Annotated in this window: 19 protein-coding genes and 1 other RNA gene; 17 read left to right on the plus strand and 3 right to left on the minus strand. The window is 30.3% G+C overall.

The features are described from left to right. Nucleotides 1–126 precede the first annotated feature (126 nt). Together ACWJKP_RS03685 and ACWJKP_RS03690 are read left to right on the plus strand one after the other, a co-directional pair. Nucleotides 127–1,215 carry a dipeptide epimerase gene (locus ACWJKP_RS03685; RefSeq protein ID WP_165412435.1) on the plus strand — a complete coding sequence of 363 codons (1,089 nt, stop codon included), beginning with the start codon at nucleotides 127–129 and terminating at the stop codon, nucleotides 1,213–1,215. A 76-nt stretch (nucleotides 1,216–1,291) separates the two neighbouring features. After that, nucleotides 1,292–3,454: a HelD family protein gene (locus ACWJKP_RS03690; protein WP_462961674.1), complete on the plus strand. Its 2,163-nt coding sequence runs from the start codon at nucleotides 1,292–1,294 to the stop codon at nucleotides 3,452–3,454. A gap of 56 nt (nucleotides 3,455–3,510) precedes the next feature. Here the strand turns inward: ACWJKP_RS03690 and ACWJKP_RS03695 are convergent, their stop codons facing one another. Together ACWJKP_RS03695 and ACWJKP_RS03700 are read right to left on the minus strand one after the other, a co-directional pair. Continuing rightward, nucleotides 3,511–3,798, minus strand: a complete 288-nt coding sequence (locus tag ACWJKP_RS03695; RefSeq protein WP_224579042.1) for a DUF4363 family protein — start codon at nucleotides 3,796–3,798, stop codon at nucleotides 3,511–3,513. Between the two features lie 98 nt (nucleotides 3,799–3,896). Continuing rightward, nucleotides 3,897–4,601: a DUF421 domain-containing protein gene (locus tag ACWJKP_RS03700; RefSeq protein WP_165412437.1), complete on the minus strand. Its 705-nt coding sequence runs from the start codon at nucleotides 4,599–4,601 to the stop codon at nucleotides 3,897–3,899. 323 nt (nucleotides 4,602–4,924) lie between these two features. Here ACWJKP_RS03700 and ACWJKP_RS03705 point away from each other — a divergent pair, with 323 nt between their 5' ends. The 11 genes from ACWJKP_RS03705 (at nucleotide 4,925) to ACWJKP_RS03755 (ending at nucleotide 15,295) form a co-directional block, all read left to right on the plus strand. After that, nucleotides 4,925–5,398 (plus strand): hypothetical protein, encoded by a 474-nt coding sequence (locus ACWJKP_RS03705; RefSeq protein ID WP_462961417.1) that lies wholly within the window; start codon nucleotides 4,925–4,927, stop codon nucleotides 5,396–5,398. After that, complete coding sequence (locus tag ACWJKP_RS03710; protein ID WP_224579040.1) at nucleotides 5,395–6,057, plus strand: accessory gene regulator ArgB-like protein; 663 nt, start codon at nucleotides 5,395–5,397, stop codon at nucleotides 6,055–6,057. The genes ACWJKP_RS03705 and ACWJKP_RS03710 overlap by 4 nt, the downstream gene beginning before the upstream one ends. Then, nucleotides 6,047–6,184, plus strand: a complete 138-nt coding sequence (locus ACWJKP_RS03715) for a cyclic lactone autoinducer peptide (protein ID WP_165412439.1) — start codon at nucleotides 6,047–6,049, stop codon at nucleotides 6,182–6,184. The genes ACWJKP_RS03710 and ACWJKP_RS03715 overlap by 11 nt, the downstream gene beginning before the upstream one ends. A gap of 81 nt (nucleotides 6,185–6,265) precedes the next feature. After that, the gene (locus tag ACWJKP_RS03720) at nucleotides 6,266–6,745 is read left to right on the plus strand and encodes a hypothetical protein (protein WP_318038337.1); all 480 of its coding nucleotides are present in this window, start codon (nucleotides 6,266–6,268) and stop codon (nucleotides 6,743–6,745) included. Then, on the plus strand, nucleotides 6,726–8,117 hold the full coding sequence (locus ACWJKP_RS03725; protein ID WP_462961418.1) for a PAS domain-containing sensor histidine kinase: 1,392 nt from the start codon (nucleotides 6,726–6,728) through the stop codon (nucleotides 8,115–8,117). The genes ACWJKP_RS03720 and ACWJKP_RS03725 overlap by 20 nt, the downstream gene beginning before the upstream one ends. Before the next feature lie 83 nt (nucleotides 8,118–8,200). Then, a complete protein-coding gene (locus tag ACWJKP_RS03730; RefSeq protein WP_165412440.1) occupies nucleotides 8,201–9,988 on the plus strand; it encodes a sigma-54-dependent Fis family transcriptional regulator in 1,788 nt (595 codons plus the stop codon). 231 nt (nucleotides 9,989–10,219) lie between these two features. Next, a complete protein-coding gene (locus tag ACWJKP_RS03735; protein WP_165412441.1) occupies nucleotides 10,220–11,575 on the plus strand; it encodes an L-cysteine desulfidase family protein in 1,356 nt (451 codons plus the stop codon). A gap of 104 nt (nucleotides 11,576–11,679) precedes the next feature. Then, a non-coding RNA gene (gene ssrS, locus ACWJKP_RS03740) (6S RNA) lies at nucleotides 11,680–11,869 on the plus strand. Between the two features lie 118 nt (nucleotides 11,870–11,987). Then, entirely contained in the window at nucleotides 11,988–12,791 is an 804-nt protein-coding gene (locus ACWJKP_RS03745) for a hypothetical protein (protein WP_165412442.1), read from the plus strand. Nucleotides 12,792–12,803: 12 nt separating this feature from the next. After that, entirely contained in the window at nucleotides 12,804–13,922 is a 1,119-nt protein-coding gene (locus ACWJKP_RS03750) for an ATP-binding protein (protein ID WP_165412470.1), read from the plus strand. A gap of 8 nt (nucleotides 13,923–13,930) precedes the next feature. Further along, nucleotides 13,931–15,295 carry a vWA domain-containing protein gene (locus tag ACWJKP_RS03755; RefSeq protein WP_165412443.1) on the plus strand — a complete coding sequence of 455 codons (1,365 nt, stop codon included), beginning with the start codon at nucleotides 13,931–13,933 and terminating at the stop codon, nucleotides 15,293–15,295. 90 nt (nucleotides 15,296–15,385) lie between these two features. Here the strand turns inward: ACWJKP_RS03755 and ACWJKP_RS03760 are convergent, their stop codons facing one another. Further along, nucleotides 15,386–17,110, minus strand: a complete 1,725-nt coding sequence (locus ACWJKP_RS03760; RefSeq protein WP_165412444.1) for an alpha-glycosidase — start codon at nucleotides 17,108–17,110, stop codon at nucleotides 15,386–15,388. Nucleotides 17,111–17,589: 479 nt separating this feature from the next. Between ACWJKP_RS03760 and ACWJKP_RS03765 the strand changes: the two genes are divergently transcribed. The 4 genes from ACWJKP_RS03765 to ACWJKP_RS03780 all read left to right on the plus strand — a co-directional run bounded on the left by ACWJKP_RS03765 (nucleotide 17,590) and on the right by ACWJKP_RS03780 (nucleotide 22,234). Continuing rightward, on the plus strand, nucleotides 17,590–18,858 hold the full coding sequence (locus ACWJKP_RS03765) for a sugar ABC transporter substrate-binding protein (RefSeq protein WP_165412445.1): 1,269 nt from the start codon (nucleotides 17,590–17,592) through the stop codon (nucleotides 18,856–18,858). A gap of 84 nt (nucleotides 18,859–18,942) precedes the next feature. Next, complete coding sequence (locus ACWJKP_RS03770; RefSeq protein ID WP_165412446.1) at nucleotides 18,943–20,229, plus strand: carbohydrate ABC transporter permease; 1,287 nt, start codon at nucleotides 18,943–18,945, stop codon at nucleotides 20,227–20,229. Further along, nucleotides 20,229–21,089: a sugar ABC transporter permease gene (locus ACWJKP_RS03775; RefSeq protein ID WP_165412447.1), complete on the plus strand. Its 861-nt coding sequence runs from the start codon at nucleotides 20,229–20,231 to the stop codon at nucleotides 21,087–21,089. The genes ACWJKP_RS03770 and ACWJKP_RS03775 overlap by 1 nt, the downstream gene beginning before the upstream one ends. A gap of 146 nt (nucleotides 21,090–21,235) precedes the next feature. Further along, nucleotides 21,236–22,234, plus strand: a complete 999-nt coding sequence (locus ACWJKP_RS03780; RefSeq protein ID WP_165412448.1) for a LacI family DNA-binding transcriptional regulator — start codon at nucleotides 21,236–21,238, stop codon at nucleotides 22,232–22,234. The last annotated feature ends 54 nt before the right edge of the window (nucleotides 22,235–22,288 follow it).

Genomic DNA, 22,288 nt, shown 5'->3' on the forward strand with positions numbered 1-22,288 from the left:
ATAGAATTAAAGTAGATATAGAGGTATAATGAAATATTGTACTGTTAACAATTTACTTGTTATTGTATAAATAGGTTAAGTAGGTTAAATACTATAAAAATATTAAACTATTAGTGGGGGATAATTATGAAAATACAAGATATTAGGGTAGGTAAAATTAATACTCCTTTGAGACAATCATATAAAGTAGGAAAGAGACTTCTTAATTTTTCTGATGAAATAGTTATAAAAATGGTTACAGATACAGGAGAGATAGGATATGGTAGTGCAGCCCCAACACCTTTAATAACTGGGGAAACCCAGAGTTCAATTATTGGAGCAATAAAGTATATTAAACCTGAAATTATAGGTTTAGATATTGATAATATTGAAGAAATTATGAAAGTAATTCATAGTTCTATGCATGGAAATAATAGTGCTAAGGCAGCTATTGATGTTGCTATATATGATTTACTTTGCAAAAAATATGGAGTGCCACTTTACAAACTTTTGGGTGGATATAAAAATTCATTAACTACAGATATTACGATAGCAAATGATACAGTGGAACAAATGGTAACAAAATCATTAGAGGCTGTAATGGATGGTTATACTTGTTTAAAAGTGAAAATTGGAAATGATATGACTCGTGATATAGAGAGAGTAAAAGCAGTAAGAAAAGCGGTAAGGCGTGGAATAAAAATAAGAGTAGATGCTAACCAAGGTTGGAGACCAAAGGAAGCTGTAAGTACTATTAGAAAATTTGAAGATATGGGCTTAGACATTGAGTTTGTTGAGCAACCAGTTAATGCTTGGGATATAGATGGACTAAAATATGTAACAGACAATGTGGAAACAAAAATTCTTGCAGATGAAGCAGTTTTTGGTCCATCAGATGCCTTTAAGATAATTGAAAAAAGAGCAGCAGACCTTATTAGCATAAAGCTTATGAAATGCGGTGGTATAAATAATGCAATAAAGATGTATAATATGGCAGAAAATATGGGTATAAGGTGTATGATGGGATGTATGCTAGAAAGTAGAATAGGCATTACAGCAGCAACGAGTTTTGCAACATCGAAATCCAATATGATTAAAGCTGATCTAGATACTATGTTGCTATTTGAACATGATTCAATAATTGGTGGTGCATGTATCACAGGGAATACGATAACTATTAATGATTCTCCAGGTCTTGGTATTATAGATATAATTGGATGGCATGAAATTCTTTAAATATGTGAATGTACATTGCACAAAAAAATATAATCGTTAAAATGGGGTGGTAGTTTTGAATAATAATAAATATGATATGGATGCTAGTTTAATAGAAGTTGAATTAAAGAAACAATTAGAATTTAATATAGAAGAAGAAAAATTAAATGGCATTATTAAAATCATTAGTGAAGAAATTCTAAAATATATTCAAAAGAGAAAGGAAATCACAAAATATATTTTAGAATATAGGAAAAAAGTAATTGAAGATTATAGAGATGATGAAGATATGGTAATAGAATATTTTGATCATGAGGTATATGTAAAGGAAGAAGCATTTAAAACTATTGATAGAAGAGTTAGGGAGTTAACTGAGCTTAAGAGCTCTCCTTATTTTGGAAGAATTGATTTTTCTGAAGAAGACTATGGTATTAATAAAATGTATGTGGGAAGATTTGGAGTTACTCCAGAAAATACATATGAACCTTTAGTAGTAGACTGGAGAGCCCCCGTTGCATCTTTATTTTATACCGGGGCTTTAGGGGAAGCTTTTTATGATGCTCCTAAGGAAAAGATACGAGTAAACATTTTAGCTAAGAGGCAATTTATTATTAAAAAAGAAAAGCTTAAAGGTATGTTCGACTCAGCACTAGATGTAAAAGATGAGATACTTCAAATGGTGCTTAGTAGCAATGCGTCAGAAAAGCTGAAAGATATAATAATGACAATACAAAAGGAACAGGATGATTTAATAAGGCAACCAAGAACCAAAACTATTGTAGTGGATGGCGTTGCTGGTAGTGGAAAAACTACTATTGCTCTTCATAGGGTAGCATATTTGCTTTATAATTATAGAAAAATACTCCAAGACAAGGTTCTAATATTAGGGCCAAATAATGTATTTATGGAATATATTTCTTTAGTGCTACCAAGCCTTGGAGAATCGGGAGTTAAGCAAACAACATTTAGAGACTTTGCCTTTGACATTTTAGGACCTATGGAAGTAATGAGTCTAAAAGAGTACATGGAAAAAGTGCTTAGTGGAGAAAAAGAATTTGCTAGAGATATCATGTATAAAAATTCTACAGAGTATAAAAACTTTCTTGACGCATCAGTAGAAAAATTAGATAACGAATACTTTAAAATAGAAGATTTATTATTTATGAATGAGATAGTATTATCTAAACAAGAAATAATGGAAATGTTTTATAATCACTATATAACTATGCCTCTATTTAGAAGAAGTAAGAAAATTAAAAGAATTATTTATTCTAAGATTAGAGACGCTAGAGATGAAAAAGTTAGATTTATACAAAAAGAATATGAAAAAAGCGTGGTTGAGTTACCTGAAGAAGAAAAGGATTTTAAAATAAATGATTTAGATTTTAATAGAAGACTCAAAATTAGAGAAGTAATTAAAGAGGTATTAGCAGTAAAAAGAAATCTTACTTGGATTGAAAATGGAAACTGTGTTGATTTATACAACAAGATAAATGGACATAAAAGATTAACAGAAAATGATTTAGGTGGTATCTTATATTTTAAAATTAAGCTAGAAGGGATAAAGATTTCTGAGGAAATAAAACATGTAGTAATAGATGAAGCTCAGGATTATAATGAACTTCAGTTCATGGTAATAAAAGAATTAACAAAGTGTTCTTCCTTAACGATAGTTGGAGATAGCAATCAGAGGCTGATTCCATATGACGGGTTGCTACCTATGCATGATATAAAGAATATACTGCCAGAGTGTAATACTCAGGAGTTTAGACTAAGTACCAGCTATAGATCTACAGTGGAAATTATGGAGTACGCTAATAAATATTTGCATGCAGATCCTATTGTTCCCGTAGTACGTAATGGTGAAGTGGTAAAAGAAAAATTAATTTCTGATAAGGATGAACTTAAAAGTTTTATGATCCAAAAAATTTCTGAGTTCAAAAGTAAGACTTATGAAAATATTGCGATTATCTGTAAAGATATAAGTGAAACAGAAAAAATCTTTGATTTAATTAACAAGGATGCTAATGTTAAGATTATAAATAAAGAAAACGCAGTGTATCATAGCGGAATTGTTGTAATCCCATCATATTTTGCTAAAGGACTTGAGTTTGATGCAGTTATCATGATATTAGATGAGCCTTGTGGACTTAAAACAGAAAGTTTGCAGGGGGAATATAAGCAAGAGGATAAACTTAGGTATGTAATGGCAACTAGAGCATTACACGAACTTCATGTGGTTTTAAAAAGTTCATTCTAAATTTCAAAAAGATAAAAATAATAAACTAACAAAAATAATACCTAGGTCACTAGGTATTATTTTGTTAGTTCATCCCAATTTTCAATAATTTGATTTAATTCAATCAAGGTACTAGCTTTATCTTCACTAGCTATTGAACCGCGAAGACTGGCGATGTTTAAACTTATATTATATAGTTCATCTCGTTCAACGCTAAATTGAATGCGAGGTATGATTTTTTTCCAGGCAGTATCAATACTAACGATATCTTGCTCAAGCATATCCCACTTTTCAGATTTTGCATGTTCTATAGATAGCTCTACAAAAGAAACTACATCTTCTGAAGGATTGCGAGGCTTTTTCAAATAATTACCTCCTAGCATTATTAATACGAAAATTGTTAAAGTAACTATTGGTATAGCATATGATATAAATTTTTTCATAGTTTAAGCCCCTTTATCTGCTATTTATTATTTTCTTCTATATCATCTTTATAAAGATCTATATGTAAACCAGTTGTTGCGTTATAGATAGCTAAAAATACTTCGGAGGCATCATTAATACCTTTCTTTTTTAGTTTAGTCATTAACCATTTTTCATTTCTATTAATTTTATCTAAATTATCTTGCAAAATAGATCCATCGTAAATTATTTCAAAATCAATACTAGCAGGGGTAGTTTTAACTTTTAAATCATTTGCTGTAACAGTATCACATTGAGTTTTTTTTAAGATAGACAATTGTCCATCTTTTTCGAGTATTGCATAAGCTACGTCGCTTAAGTCAAAAACACCCTTATCTCTTAACTGCGATAAAAGGTCACCTATGGTGTAACGAAATTTTTTCATGGATTTCTCAAGTACTTTTCCGTTTATAATAATAATGGTAGGTTCACCATCTAGGTATTTTTCAGCAGTCTTTGAGGTAACAGTTATTAATTGTAGTATAAAGCATAATACAGCCCAAGTAAGTAGACCTACCCAATGAGGCCATGCTCTACTAGTTAAATCTGTAGTTAGAGTGGAGGCAGTGGAGCCTATAGTTATACCTACAACATAATCAAAAAAAGTTAGTTGACTAATCTGCTGCTTTCCAAGGATACGAGTAAATATTAATAAGGTGAAAAATCCGATGATTCCTCTCGCTAGTACTATTAGACCTTCATTCATTAATACCATCTCCTTTCAATGATAGTATATCCATGTCTTATATTTATATTTATTTTATTGAAATTTATATTTAGCCTAGAGTAGATTTAACGACATTTCAGCTTAGCAGAAGATAATTTAAACTTAATATGGGATATTCTACACTTTTATGTAGAATATTGACATAATTTAGAGCATGAAAATTGATGCTAAATTTAGTGGGAAAAGTTATAATAATAATAGAAATAAAGTAAGTTTAGGCGATATATGTATTAAAATGTAAAACCCGAGGAGCTTAGAATTTAGAACTTAGAATTATACAAAAGCAAAAGGGGGATAATATCTTGTTAAGAATATCTTTAATAGAATTCATTTTAAGAACTATTCCTGAAGCATTTTTAATTGTGTTGGCAATTTACATATTGAATTACAAAAGAATTGATCCAAAAATGTATATTGTTTCTAGTATTTTTATAGCTATAAGTACATATTTAGTAAGACTGTTACCCATAAATTACGGGGTTCATGCCACTATAAATATAATAAGTTATATTTTAATAGTTGCATGGATAAATAGGATAAATATTATTAAAGCTACGTCTTCAGTGTTAAAAGTTATGATTACAATATCAACATGTGAATGGATAAATGTTGCTATGTTAGATAAAGTAATGAAGCTTGATCTTAAAATGATATTTAATGATCCACTTAAGAAAGTGTTATATTCGGAGCCTTCAATGGTGATGTTTAGCATTATTATTTTATTATTTTATAAATTTCAATTTAAAACTAGAATTAGAGGTATCCAATATTTATGATTGAAAATATTTCCAAAATGATAAGTTCTAAGATTGCTTTAAATTTAAAAATGGACAAGGACCATGAAGAAATTATTGCTTATGGAGCATTTAATTTGATTCAAATACTTTGGTGCATAATTTTAGTAATAGTGTTTAGTAGTGTTTTTGGAGTTTTAGAAGAAGCATTAATAATAACCTTTACTATTAGTTTACTAAGAAAGTATTCAGGAGGGGCCCATGCTAGTTCTCCCAATCGCTGTGCTATAATTGGAACAATAGTATCTGTGGGATTTGCATTAATTGTACAACAAGTATTTAGTAGATTTAATAGCCTGGCGGTAATTATTTTAGGAATAATAAGTTTAATGTTTTCTTATTATACTGTTTATAGGTTTGCACCTGTGGATAGTCCAGCAAAACCCATTAAAAAAATTGAGAAAAAACAACATTTAAAGAAATGTTCTATTATTGTATTAAACATATTGTTAGGACTTATTATGATTTTAGTATTCTTCCATATTAAATATAGAAGAAGTATTTTACTAAATATCATTGAGTGTATATATTTAGCTGTTTTATGGCAGTCATTTACATTGACAACATCAGGTCATACTTTATTTAATAAAGTAAATCTTGTTTTTGAATATATTATAAGGAGGACATATCATGAAAAATAAATTGGCGAAAAATCTAATATCATTAAGTGCGACTGTATTTACGACATTTGCTAAAAGAACATCAGCATCAGCGTGTACTTTTAGTGCATATCAACCAAAGGAACCAAAATGCCTAAGAGAAAAATAAAAATTTAGCAAGGATATAAGGATCAGTGATGGTCCTTATATCTCTGTTAAATATAAATGTTTTAATATGGATGTGAATAAAATGTGTACTATTGATAAAGACAGAAAAAAAGAAATAAATGATATTATATCTATTGTTAAATTGATTTCATTATTATTTTGTGGAATTGTAATTTACAATAAATTTTTTATAAAAAATATTGAGAGTTTTCAAAACCCAAGTGGGTATATTAATATAATTCCAATGACAATGTTATCAGTAAGTAGTATATGTATTTATTGGTTATGGTCATTTTTGTCGATAAGAAAATTTAGATCTAAATATTTAAAGCTAATACAAATTATTGAGAACTTAGTTTTTATTATGATTTTTTCAATTTGCATTATTTTATCAAAGAATTGTACTAGTCAATATAAATTATTGTTTCTATTTATAATTATTACTTCCACATTAGAATTAGGTATGAAAAATGGTGTTACTATGGCAGTTATTTCATCGGGGATAATACTAGTTATAGACTTGATTTATGCACCACATGCTAGTGTTAATTTTTTTTTTTGAAAATGATTTAATAATGGCGGGAGTATTTATTTTAACAGCCTGGCCATTAGGTCATTACGTAGAAATTGAAAAAGAAAATTTACATAAAAAAAATTTACAACTTCAAGCACTTAATGATGAATTAAAAGACACGGATAATCAACGTGCATATATAGAAAAAATATTATTGAAAAACGAAGATTGCTATAGCTTACTTATTGAGAATTCAAGGGAAGCTATATTTGTTCATAGGAATGATAAAGTGATTTTTGTGAATGAAAGTGCTATAAAATTAGTGGGGTTAAATACCCAAGATGAATTAATTGGGAAACTTATCTTAGACTTTATGGATATAGATGAGAGTGAAAATATTAAAGAGAAGTTTGATGAAATATACAATAAGCAAAGCACACTTGTAAATTTTGAAGGAAAAATATTTAAGCAGGACGGTAAAGTTGCTAATGTGCAAAATACCTCTACTTATTTTACATATGCAGGACAACCTGCGATATTAAGTATAATACGTGATATTACTCCTGAAAAGCAGGTTGAAAAACTGCAATTGGACATAGAAAAAAATCTTCAATTATTAAATGAAACTATTAAATTGAATAAATTGATTACAGAGGTATTTACAAATATCTCTCATGAATTAAAGACTCCCTTAAATGTTATATATTCTGCTATTCAGGTATTAAGTATATATAATAATACAGAAGAATTTTGGGAGAAAAAAGATGAATATCTAGTTGTAATGAAACAAAACTGTTTCAGGCTTATGAGGTTAATTAATAATTTTTTAGATATTACGAAAGTAGATTCAGGGTTACTTAAACCAAACATGGTAGAGGTTAACATCGTAAGCGTGATTGAAAATATTGCTTTATCTGCTGCTTCATACGTGGAAAGTAAGCAAATTCAACTTATTTTTGATACAGATGTAGAAGAAAAGATAATGACTTTTGATCCAGATAAAATAGAGAAGATTATGCTTAATGTACTATCTAACTCCATTAAATATACTGATTGTGGTGGTAAAATTTTAGTGGCATTGACTGATAAGGAAGATAGTATTCTTATCTCTGTAAAGGATACAGGTATAGGTATACCAGAGGACAAGTTAAAATTTGTATTTGAGAGATTTGCACAAATAGATAAAACATTAAAACGTCCTTGTGAAGGGGCAGGTATAGGATTGTCCCTTGTAAGATCTTTTGTAAAAATGCATGAAGGAAGCATTGAAATAAAAAGTGAGATTAACATAGGAAGTGAGGCTATAATTAAACTTCCAACAAAAACATTAACAAAGCATTATGTAGATGATGAATTTCAGTATAAAACTAGTAGAGAAAGAGTTAATATAGAATTTTCTGATATATATTCAGATGATTAACGACATTTCAGCGACCCAGGAGATGATTTAACTATGGTATAATAAATTCAGATTTATGTAAAAAAATTAAAAGGATGATAAGTATGGATTTGATAAAAATAGTTTCAAATGTTCAGAAGATTTCTGAGGCGATATCGAGCGTTATAGGAGTAGATGTGACGGTTGTAGATAATAATTATAATAGAATAGCAGGGACAGGAAGGTATAGAAATTGTATCGGAGAAAAAGTAAATGAAAAATCTGTTTTTGGATTTGCGCTGACGCAGGGAGAAAGCTTCGTTATTGAAAATCCTAGAAAACATTTTGCATGCTTAAGGTGTGAGAATACTTATAGTTGCAAGGAGTTTGCAGAGGTTTGTTGCCCAATTCATGTTGGTAATGATACTATTGGAGTTATTGGGCTTATTGCTTTTGAGGAAGAACAAAGGGATGCTATTATAAATAATCAAGTAAACCTAATGAATTTTTTAAATAGAATGGCGGATTTAATATCCTCAAAGCTATTAGAACAGGAAAATACAGAGAAAATAGAGCTTTTGGCAGGGGAACTTGAGATAGTTCTTGACGCTGTAGATAAAGGAATTATAGCAGCGGACCACGCAGGAAATATTCTTCATTATAATACTAAAGCATTAGAGCTATTTAGACTTCATGGAAACCAAATTTTAAATACAAATATAAAAAATCTTATTGGTGACTTAGATTTCAATAAACTTATCGAGAAACATAAGAATTTAAAGAATAAAGACTTTAGTTATAATGGTAGTAGTCATCATTTCAGAGGAGTACTTGATGCGAAGCCTATTAGTATTGGTGATAAAAACTTTGGTATAGTATGCTCCTTTAGTAATATTTCCGATTTATTAAAAACAGTAAATAATATTACCACAGGGACTATGGTTACGTCTTTTGACAGCATTATAGGTAGTAGTTACTGCTTAGAACAAGTTAAATTAGAAGCAGAAAAAGCAGCGAAATCTACTTCTACAGTACTTATTCAGGGAGAAAGTGGAACTGGAAAAGAGCTATTTGCACGGGCTGTTCATTTTTATAGTAATAGAGCGAAAGGGCCGTTTATTACAATAAATTGCGCGGCTATTCCAGAACAACTGCTAGAAAGTGAGTTTTTTGGGTATGAAGATGGGGCTTTTACAGGAGCGCGAAGGGGCGGCAAGGCAGGGAAATTTGAATTAGCAAATAAGGGAACAATATTTTTGGACGAAATTGGAGACATGGCTATTCATCTTCAAACTAAACTTTTAAGGGTAGTACAGGAATACGTTATCGAAAAAATTGGTGGAAAAGAATCAATTCCTATAGATGTAAGAATAATTGCGGCTACCAATAAAGATTTAGAAAAAAAAGTATTAGAAGGAGAGTTCAGGCAAGATTTATTTTATAGATTAAATGTAATTCCACTTAATATACCTCCTCTAAGAGATAGAAAAGATGATATAATAATCCTTGTGGATTATCTTTTAGACAAATGTAATTCTAAGCTAGAAAAGCATATAAATAAAATAGATGATGATTCTTTAGAAATTTTTATGAATTATAAGTGGCCTGGCAATGTACGTGAACTTGAAAATACCATAGAATATGCTGTAAATATGTGCAGTGGTAGTGTTATAAAATGTACGGATTTGCCGAAGAGGTTGAAAGACCCAGAAAACACTTTAAAGTTGAATAAGGATGTAGAGATTATACCTATTAAGGAATTAGAAAAAAAAGAAATTGAAAAAGCTCTAGAGTATTTTGGACACAGTAAACAGTCAATTACAAAGGCGGCTGAGGCTTTAGAATTAAGTAGAGCAACTTTATATAGAAAAATAAAAGAATATGGGATCAAATCATCTTTTTCAAAGCTATAAATCATTAAGCAGTATCAAAATGAGAATTAATTCTCGTTTTGATACTGCTTTTTATCATTTTGAGAAAAAACATCACCGAAAGGTTTATTTTCAGTATAATTTTGTTGGCATGAGTATTGCTATAATATGTATAAGGTATATTTAAAAAAATATTAATAAAAGCTACATAAGTTTTTAATGTATTTAATTTTATAGGTATGTCTTAGAATAATTCGTTGAGGGAGTGTTTTCATGAAATTAAGAAATCTTATAGTTCAAACACTTAAGGAAGAAGTTGTTCCTGCCATGGGATGTACTGAGCCAGTAGCTGTTGCTCTTGCATGTGCAAAGGCTAAAGAACTAATGACTTTTAATAATATAGTAAGTGCAGAAGTTTTTGTTAGTCCTAACATATATAAAAATGGCTTGTCAGTTGGTATACCAAATACGCAGGAGGTTGGGCTTTCGATTGCAGCTTCACTGGGTTTTGTTGGTGGAGAAAGTAAAAAGGATTTAAGGGTACTTGAAGGAATTAACAAAATGCAAGTGCAACTTGCAAAAGAGTTTTTATATAGTGGAAAATTAAGACTAGATATTAAAGATACTGGAGATAAAGTCTATGTAGAAGTAAATCTTGTAACAGATAAAGGTAATTGTAGTGTAATTATAAGCGGCAAACATAATAGATTTGTTTATATTGAAAGATTAGGCGAAGTTCTAATAGATCTAACAAATGAGGATGAGAGTAGCAATAAGGGAAAGAATATTTTATATAATTTGAGAATAAGAGACATTATAAAAGAAATTGAGAAAATTCCTAATGAGGATATCGCTTTTATGTTAGAGGGAATAGTTATGAATGAAAATATAGCCAAGGTAGGACTTAAAAAGAAAATGGGCATGGGGGTGGGATTTAGTCTTAAAAAAAGCATAGAGAAAGGGATTCTGTCAGAAGACCTAATGACCTCTTCAATGATGCTCACAGCAGCAGCTAGTGATGCGAGAATGTCGGGGATGAATTTATCTGTTATGAGTAGTAGTGGAAGCGGAAACAATGGGCTTACAGCAATTTTACCATTGGTGGCATATAAAAATAAATTTAATGTAAGTGATGATAGATTGGCTAAGGCAGTGGCAATAAGTCATATTACGAACAGTTATATAAAACATTATATAGGAAGGTTATCAGCATTGTGTGCTTGTGGTGTTGCAGCTGGAACTGGGGCCGGTATTGCTATAGCATGGTTAATGGGTGCTAGTTATGATCAAATAGATGGGGTTATAAAGAATACCATTGCAAACACCAGTGGGATGATATGTGATGGGGCAAAGGAAGGCTGTGCATTAAAGCTTTCAACTTCTGCATCAGTGGCTGTGCAATCAGCAATTTTGGCTATAAATAATTCTATTATACCTGCAAGAAATGGAATTGTTGCAGAAACTGCAGAAGATACAATTAAAAATTTAGGGATTTTATCTTCCGACGGTATGAGTACAGCAGATGCTGTTATATTAAAGACTATGAAAAAAATGCAAAGAGAATATGATGCTGTAGTAGTAGATAAAAATTCAAAATTGAATTTAAATAAACATGGTATTATTGCATAAAAAAATTTTAAAGAAATCATAAATTACTATTGAATTTTATTTATAATCTGATATAATAAATTTAATAAGAAATACTTAAACGTATTCATTGATTTTATAAGTTTGTATTTCTGAGGTATTCGTGAAGCTCTTATTTTCAACCTACAGTATTAATACGGGAGTTCAAGATCTAGGTGTGGATTTGACCTATAAGACCAATATTTTAAGTGGCAAGGACTACTAAACATCTCTGAGGACACCCACCTATCGAAAAGATAGGTGTAAAAATTGGGGCAACGGTATTTTGGAATATAAAATTTTAGATTATTTATGAAAGAGATAGAAATATCTCTTTTTTTTATTTCCAAGAAATTATAAATTCTTTTTTCATGTTATAATTAGTTTAAATTAATAAGTATCGAGGTGCAATTTTATGATAGAAAGTAAAGTCATTGCGATGATAGAAAGTAATCCAATTGTTATAAAAAATATTGAAAATCCTAGTGATCAAATGAAGATAATGGCTATAAAGAAAGATGGGGTAATGCTACGTTATATAAGAAACCCTACAAAAGAAATGAAGGAGCTAGCAATAAGAAGTAATCCACGGTCAATTGAGTTTGTAGAAGATCCAAGTTATGATATGAAAGAATATGTTGTGTCAAAGCTATGGAACACTTTGGAATTTATTGAAAATCCCTGCGAAGAATTGATAAAAATAGGCATTGATCAAAAAGGCTATGCAATAAAATATGCAAAAGAACCAAGCAATCTATTGCAAAAACTAGCTATAGAAAAAGATTATGACTCTATAAAATATATAGACAACCCAAATGAAGAAATACAAATTCTGGCTATAAAAATAAATTATAATGCGTTAAGATATATAAAAAATGCAACTTTAAATGCAGAAATTTTGGCTGTTTGCGAAAATGAAGCTGCAATAAAGTTCATTTCAAACATAGATGAAAATAAAAAAATATCATTTTTAAAGCACAATGCCTTGGTAATGAAATATTTCATTAATGACCTACCAATTAATGCTACGGAGCTGGCTTTCATAGATGTATTATCTAAAGAAACTATATCAGAAAAATACGTAAGAGATTTTATAAACTGCGATAGTATAAATAAAAAATATGGAAATATATCTATGGATAAAATAATTTTTATTTATAAATATGGTAGTAAAGTCTGCAAAAAAATAGCAGTTGATGAAAAACTGAATATGATGTAAGAAGGGTGAATGATGAATTTTGAAGATACAATGCAAAGTGTAGATCTTGTTATACAAACGGATGAAGTACCTTTAGTTATAGGTGAGAGTGGTATAGGGAAAACTGCCTTAGCGAAGACACTTTCAAAAAATAAAGGCTGGAGCCTAGTTATTATAGACGGGAACCTTTTGAAAGAAGGAGAAATAGGTGGCCTTCCAACAGTTGAGGATTATAGCTTTAAAGATAATAGAGGCAAGACTGTTAGTAAGAAAAATACTGTTTACGCGGTTCACACAAAGCTACAAGAAATAGATAGTTTGATATCTAGCGGTAAAGAGGTCTTTTTATTTATTGATGAAATAAATCGTTGTGAACATACGGTGCAGCAGGAGCTTATGAATCTTATACTAAATAGGGAGATAAATGGGTACAAGCTAAATGAAAAAGTTAAAATATTAGCTGCAATGAATCCTTCTAGTAAATACGGGGAAGATTTTGATTATCAAGTAGTTGATATGGATGCAGCTCAAGAAAATAGATTTGTTTTGCTGCAAATGGAATGTGATTCATTAGCTTGGATCTCATGGGCTATTGAGAATAAAATAGAGCAAAAGGTTATAGAATTTATATCTACTTTTCCAGAATATCTACTTAATAACCAAAAGGATGAGCAAATAAGAGCAACCCCTAGAAGTTTCGAGCGAGTTTCTAAAAGCTATAGGATTTACAAGGAAAATAAAGAGACAATCCATAAAAGAATATTTTTAAATATACTAAAAGGGAATTTAGGCAATAGAATAGCTCATGAGTTTATGGCATTTTCACAGGAAGATAATAAACCTCTAATTTCTTATGAAGAGGTATTTAATGGCACGCAATTACAACAAGATGTAATTGCAAAGGTGAAAGAGGAAAGTCATACTAGATTATATTTGATTGCAAATAATATTTTATGTATCTTAGATAAGAAAGAAAATTTAAATAGTGATATACAAAGACTTGTAGAATTCCTAGAGATTTACCCTGTGGACTTAGGGGTAGGAATTATGCAGGATATTAAAGAAAGTCATAATAGTGTTTATAAATTATGTTTGGAAAATGAGGATTTCGTTGAAATGTATTTTAAGGCCTACAATGAAATAAAAGGCTAGGTGAAATTATGGTGAAAAACTTTGAAAGTCTTAAAAATGAGCTTTATGATGAAATTTCTAATGTGAAAAGCATTGAACAAATGCCAAAGGATTTTGCGGAAAACTTTTTGAAGCTTGTGCAAAAGGTTAATTTTATGCTCATAGAAGATAATGAAAACTTTTATGGGTATTTTCTGCTTCAAATGTCTAGGGAGATAAAATATGATATAACCTCGCCCACGGCTGTGAACTTTAAATTATCTAGGTACGTTATTTATTTTAATCCATATATCTTTTTAAATCTTACACCGAGGCAGATGATGGGCTCTATTAAACACGAGATTTATCATATATTATCCTCCCATTTGAATCGTGCAAGGAGTCTTAAAACAAAATATAGTACCCTTTCTATTAATATGGCAATGGATATAGTAGTGAACCAGTATATAGATTATTTGCCGCCCTATGCCACGACAATAGACAGTATAAATTTTAAGTATAGTTTAAAGATGCAACATTATATGACTATGGAGTATTATGCGCATACAATTCAAGAAGCCTTAAACCTATTAGAGCAAGAAGATGAGAGCATCGAGGATGACTCTAAGGAGAAGCACATAGAAAAAGAATTTAATGCATCTAAAACTCATGATTTATGGGAAGAATCTATAGAAGTAGATGAGGAGACCCTTAAAGATTTTACGCGAAAATTTGCAGCACTTGCAGAGAAGGGCAAAGTTCCTCTTTATTTAGAGGGAATTCTCAAAGGATTAAAAGCTAATAAAGGTGAAATTCCTTGGAATTTATATCTAAAAAAAATAATGGGAACTTTAGAAAGCGATAAAAAAAAGACTGTGTCAAGAAGGAGCAGACGTCAACCTAATAGATTAGATTTAAGGGGAGAACTTAGAGGACATACAGCTAAAATTACCTTGGCTATAGATATAAGCGGTAGCATAAGTGATGAGGAGTTTCATGGAGTAATAAAGGAAGTTTTTAACATTGTAAAAAATTATAAGCATGAAATAACCTTGATTGAATGTGATTCGCAAATAAGGCAAGTATACAAGGCTAAGTCTATTAATAGTATAAGAAAGCGTTGTAGTTCGCGCGGTGGTACAAAATTTACACCGGTAGTTAAGTATGTAAATAATACGGATACCAACATACTAATATATTTTACAGATGGAAAGGGTGAAGAAAAACTTGATGTAATGCCAAAAGGCTATAAAATTTTGTGGGTTATATCAGGACGCACCGATAAACTTTCATTAAAGGAGCCTCTTGGAATTGTGAAAAAACTAAAACCTGTAGAGATAAAAGAGGATACTTCAGAGAGGTTAGATATAATGGTTGATGGATTTTCTATGAATCATCATGAACCAATATATTAGGAGCTTTTTTCTTATATTATGATATAACGAAAAGTATATATTAAAAAAGGGACACGCCTTTTATCAATGACTGCCCCGCTTTCTTATTTTCTATAATTTTAATATTTTGAATTCCATAGGGTTTAATATTAATCCATTGTTTAATTTTGTTTCCTGTGAAGTGAAAATATCTATAGCGGTGTTATCTAAAGATAGCTTAACATTATACTCTTCATCACTATTGTTAATAGCAATTAATAGAGATTCACCTTCATAACTTCTTTCAAAAACTAAAACATTGTCCTTGCAATAGAGTTTTTTGTAGCCACCATAAATTAAAGCACTATTATTTTTCCTAAGAGATATCATAGTCTTGTAGTGGTTAAATAATTCCGTATTTTGTTTTTCTACATCCCAAATCATACATTTTCTGCACTGAGGATCCTCACCACCATTAAGACCTATTTCATCTCCATAATAAATATATGGAACTCCTTGGTAGCAAAATTGGAAGGCGATTGCAAGCTTCATTCTGTCTACATTATCCTCACATTCAGTTAAAAATCTCTTAGTATCATGACTACCCATTAGATTCCAGAGTTGCCTTGTGATGCTACTCATATAAAGAGTTCTATTAGAAGATAATATATTGTCAAATTCTTCTACAGGTATGCTTCTATTAGCGAAAAAATCAACTAAAGCAGATTTAAAAGGATAGTTCATTATACTGTCCAATTGATCTCCTTTTAAGAAGGAGTTTGCTTCATGCATTATTTCACCAACAATAACCGCATCTTTATTAGCTGCTTTAACTACTTTACTAAAAGCTCTCCAAAAATCATGGTCAACTTCATCGCAAACATCCAGTCTCCAACCATCAATTCCTATTTCTTTTACCCAATATTCTCCCACCTTTAATAAATACTCTCTTACTTCACTATTATGAGTATTTAATTTCGGCATTGTGCTTACGTCATCAGCAAAAGTATAGTAGTTTACAGTATCAGTACTAACTGGGTAACTGTCGATAAAATACCAATCCTTATACTTTGAAGCTTCTTGTTTGTCTAGTAAATTCTCAAAGGCAAAGAAGTCACTTCCTGAATGATTGAATACAGCATCAAAAATAATTTTCATTCCTTTTTCATGACATTTTTTTATTAACTCCTTTGCTGTGTCTAGGGTCCCAAACTGAGGGTCTATGCCATAATAATCTGCTGTATTATATTTGTGGTTTGAAGTGGATTTAAATATTGGAGTTAAATAAACTAAATTAACGCCTAATTTCTCTAGATAGTCTAACTTATCAATAACTCCTTGAATATTTCCACCAAACATAGATTCAGTTTTTACTACGCTGCCCCATTTTGAAGTATTTTCTGGGTTGTTGCTTTTATCTCCATTATAAAAACGATCTGGAAAAATTTGATATACAACTGATTCTTGTAACCAAGGAGCTTCTTCATATAAATCGCCCTCTGCTAAATAGGCAAATTGAAAAGCTGTGAATTCTTTTAAATCTGGTGTCTTATCTCTAAAGCCTCTTTCATCAAAATATATTATATTATTATTCAAATCAATTAGCTCAAAGTAATATCTATATCTGTTTCTCTCAACGGATACTTCTGTTTCAAAATAATCAAACAAGTCAGCTTGAGCTGTAATTTTCATTTCTTTAACATCATATGGATCATCCCAGTTATATCTATCTTTATAATATAAATTGCATTTTTTAACATCATTTTTTCCTGTTCTTAAACGCAGCACTAGAGTGTTTAAATCTCTGCCATAGGCATAGGGTGTTTCAGTAATATGATATATTGCATGCTTATTCATTTTAATCTACCTCACTTTTATGTTTATCCTAGGCATATAAAGATAGTGAATAGTGGAAGTTGTCATAGATATTTCTTGTATGCCCTAGTATATTTATGGTGAAATTATATCATAAGCATTTAGTGATGATTGTATATACTTAATAAAATATGTATATACACTATGTTAATTTATTTGTATTTATTGAATTGTAATATAAAATTGTACATTTTCGTATACGTTTGCACAAAATTTCCTTAGAATATTGTTGTAATAAAGTAAAGCAGTATTGTTATTGAGAGAATCTAAACTAGAGATTATAAGGGTTCAAAGTGATTTTGAAATGGATTCCATACTAAGATTACATAGTATTTGACTATAGTTAATTAAACAAAATTCAGTAAAAAGATTATTTGACAGTTATGAATATTCGGTTTACAATAAAAATATGCAAACGCTTGCAGAGATGTTATAAATATACTATTTTAGGGGGATTAAATATGAAAAGAAAAGTATTAAGTCTATTATTAGCTTTATCATGCACTGTATCGTTAGCAGCATGTGGTACTAAAAAAGTAGCAGTAGAAGCAACAGCGGCTAAAGAAGGAGTTGCAACTGAAGTGAAACCTGAATCAGGAGCTAAACTAGTAGTTTGGACGGCTAAAGGCGTTGAAACAGATTATATGAAACTTATTGGTGCTGAGTTTGAAAAGAAATACGGAGTAAAAGTTACATACGAAGAAGTTGGATCTGTTGATGCTAAAGCCAAAATGGCTACAGATGGACCAGCTGGAATAGGTGCGGATGTATTTGATGCACCACATGATCACACTGGAGAACTTGTATCATCAGGTTTAATTTTAGAAAATAACCTATTTGCAGAAAGAGTTAAGAAGGACTATTTAAAATCAGCCTTAGATGCAGTATCATATGAGGGTAAAGTTTACGGATATCCAACGGCAGTAGAAACTTACGGATTAGTTTACAATAAAGATGTATTCAAAACAGCACCAAAAACTTATGAAGAGATAATCGCAAAATCCAAAACATTTAACGATGCAAAAACAAACAAATATGCATTTATGTGGGATATTGGGAATGCTTACTTCTCTCATAGTTTTATAGCAGGAGGCGGCGGTTATATTTTTAAAAATGGAACTGATAAAACAGACGTAGGTATTGATTCAGCTGGAGCAATTGACGGAGCAAAATCTTTAATGGATTTGAAAAAAGTTTTACCAATTAATGCAGCAGATTCAACTAATATAATTGTGGAAGGTTTATTTGATGAAGGAAAAATAGGGGCTATGATAGATGGACCATGGGCAGTATCAGGTAGAGAAAAGGCTGGCGTTAATTTTGGTGTAGCACCATTACCTAAATTAACCAATGGAAAACAACAATTAAGTTTATCAGGAATAAAAACATTATTTGTTAGTTCTTATTCAAAATATCCAATAGCAGCTCAAATGTTCGCTAGTTTAGCAACATCGGATGAAATGTTATTAAAAAGATATGAATTAACTAAACAAATACCACCAGTAACAAAACTAATGGGAAATGCTAAAATTAAAGATGATCCGATGGTTGCACCATTTTTAGAGCAAATAAAGTATTCTGTACCAATGCCATCAATTCCTCAAATGGGACTTGTTTGGACTCCATACGGAGCAGCATTTTCATCAATGTGGAACGATGGAGTTTCTCCTGAAAAAGCACTTAAAACTGCAGCTAAAACTATAAGAGACGCAATAGAAGCTCAAAAATAATTAGTTGTAAATAGAAGTTAGTCATTTGCTATATAGCAAATGACTAATTTTAAATAAAATTCTATCTGATTTAGGAGGTATGAAATGAAAAAATCAAAACAAGCAACTATTTTCTCTGTGTTCTTTATGGGTCTAGGACAAATATATAACAAAGAAATATTCAAAGGAATTATGTTTGCAATTATAGAAATAGTAGCATTATTTAATATAAGATATTTTTCAACATCGATAAAGGGCCTAATTTCACTAGGAGATTCTGGTGTGAAATTTGTGAATGGGAAAGCAACAGGAGATCATTCTATTTTCTTAATGATTGAAGGTCTTATAGCTGTTATAATTTTATTTCTTGTAATTTCAGTATACATACTTAATATCTATGATGCAAAACGAGGAGGCGAAAGTATAGAAAAAGGTAATAAACCACTAAATACAAAAGAATTCTTAAGTTATGTGTGGGAAAAATATTTTCCTCATATCATGCTAACACCTGGATTCTTGTTTACTGTATTTTTTATTATGCTTCCTATTATGTTCACCGTAATAGTTGCTTTTACTAACTATTCAAGTCCTAATCATTTGCCACCAAGGAACTTAGTTGACTGGGTTGGACTTGATAACTTTAAACAATTAGTAAATTTAAAAATGTGGAATAATACTTTTCTAAAAGTAGGAATTTGGACACTTATATTTGCTGTAGTAAGCACTACTTGTAACTTTTTTGTTGGATTATTCTTAGCACTAATAACTAATGCTAAGGGAATAAGATTCAAAAAGTTTTTTAGAACAATTTTTCTTTTGCCTTATGCTATACCAGCATTTATATCCTTACTTATAATGAGATTAGCATTTAGTGGACCAGGTCCAGTAAACAATATGCTAGCTTCCTTTGGAATGGGAAAAATACCTTTTTTTACAGATCCCACTATTGCGAAAATAATGATTTTAATAATAACGGTTTGGTTAGGAGCACCTTATTTTATGGCACTTATGTCAGGAATACTTACTAATATAGACAAGTCTTTATATGAAGCTTCAGAAATTGATGGCGCAACCAAGTGGCAACAATTTTATAAAATAACATTGCCACTAGTGCTTTTTCAAACAATGCCACTATTAACAATGAGTTTTGCTTATAATTTTAATAACTTTGGAATGATTTATTTGTTAACAGACGGTAATCCAGTTAATGGGAGTTTACAATATGCAGGAGATACTGATATCTTAATTTCATGGATTTATAAGATGACAAAGGATCAGAACCAATACCATATGGCATCTGTAATTACCATTATATTATTTATTTTTGTTGCAAGTATTTCAGCATATAGCTTTAGTAAAACCAAAGCCTTCAAAGAGGAGGACATGATGTAATGAATAAAAAAATAGTAAAAAATAAAAAGGTGAATTTATCTAATATAATTGAAAAAATAATAATATATGCTATATTGGTGCTACTATGTATAGTAATATTGACACCGGTACTTTGGATTGTTTTATCCTCATTTAATAGTGGTACAAGTTTATTTAGTTCATCTATAATTCCTAAAAATCCAACATTAATCCACTATAAAGAGTTGTTTACACAAACTGATTTTCCGAAATGGTATATGAATACATTTAAAATTGCTACAATTAATATGTTCTTGTCAGTTATACTAACAACACTTTCTGCCTATGCATTTTCTAGATTTAAATTTAAGGGTAGAAAACAAGGGCTTATGGTAATGATGATTTTACAAATGTTCCCCGGTTTCTTAGCTATGACTGCTATATTTATTCTAATAAGTAAGTTAGGATTATTAAATAGTCATTGGGGTTTAATTCTTGTGTATGCAGGTGGACAAATACCATATAATACATGGTTATGTAAAGGATTTTTCGATGGTATTCCAAGAAGCTTAGATGAAGCTGCAAAAATAGATGGGGCTTCAAATATGACTATTTTCGTAAAGGTAATATTACCTTTAGCAAGGCCGATAATTACATTAGTTGCACTTACAAACTTTATGGGACCTTGGTTTGATTTTATATTTCCTCAAATAATATTAAAAAGCAGTGAGAAGAAAACACTTGCTATGGGATTATTTGAATGGGTTCAAAAACAACAAAATACGCAATTTACCATGTTCGCTGCAGGTGCAATTTTAGTTGCTATTCCAATTACATTGCTGTTTGTATATTTACAAAAGCATATTGTAGAAGGACTATCATCTGGTGCTACTAAAGGTTAGTTTTTATAATTAGACATCATCTAGAATAACATACTAATTAGTTATTTTAGATGATGTCTAAAACTTTAACAAGCTGGCCTTGCAGAAATCAAGTTTTATAATATAACTCGTATAAATATTTTTAGAAAGTAGGAAGTGAAGTTTTCATGTCGATAACTATAAGAGAAGTAGCAAAGCTTGCAAATGTATCACCTTCAACAGTTTCAAGAGTTATTACGGATAATTCTACAATTAGTGATGCAACAAAGAAAAAAGTTTATAAAGTAATGAAGGAAATCAATTATCATCCTAATGCAATAGCTAGGAGCCTAGTTAGTAAAACAACTAAAACTATAGGACTTATTTTACCTAGCACTGATGAAGATTTATTTTCTAATCCATTTTTCATTCAAGTTATGAGGGGAATAAGCCATTATGCTCAAAAAAAGGGATATTATATTATGTATGCTTACAGTAGTAATGAGGATCAAGAGGTAAAGTATATAGCAAGTTTAATAAATAGTGGAAGGGTTGACGGAATTATTTTGCCATTTGTAAAAAAAGATGACAAATGCATCACTTATTTAAAAAAAGTAGATTATCCTTTCGTAGTAATAGGCAAACCAGAAGATACAGAAGGACTTTTATGGGTTGATAATGATAATTTTCACGCCATGTATAGTGTTGTTAATTATCTTATACAAAAGGGTGAGAGAAAAATTGCATTTATAGGAGGACCAGCTACACTTAATGTAACTATAAATAGGTTAGAAGGTTACAGAAAGTCTATGGAAAACATTGGGATGAAAATAGATGAAAATATGGTACAAGTAGCAGAGTTTACAGAAATTAGTGGTTATGATGCTATGAAAAGAATTTTAGAAAAATCCAGCCCTACAGCTGTTGTCACCACTGACGATTTAATTGCCTTTGGTGCATCAAAAGCAATAAGCGAAATGTCCAAAACCCATATTTCAATTGTTGGGTTTAATAACACGCCATTAACTGCATACAGAGAGCCTACACTATCTTCAGTTGATATTAATTCTGAAGAATTAGGTTATTTTGCAGTTAAGCTATTAATAAATAAATTGGAAGATGAGAAAGAATATATAACCAATTATATTATTGATACAAAATTAGTTGAGAGAGAGTCAACTAAATAATTTAAGGTGGTAAACCTCCTTTTAAAGTCTTTAATATTGCAGCACCGCAGGTGA

Source organism: Clostridium sp. CM037, assembly GCF_055081095.1.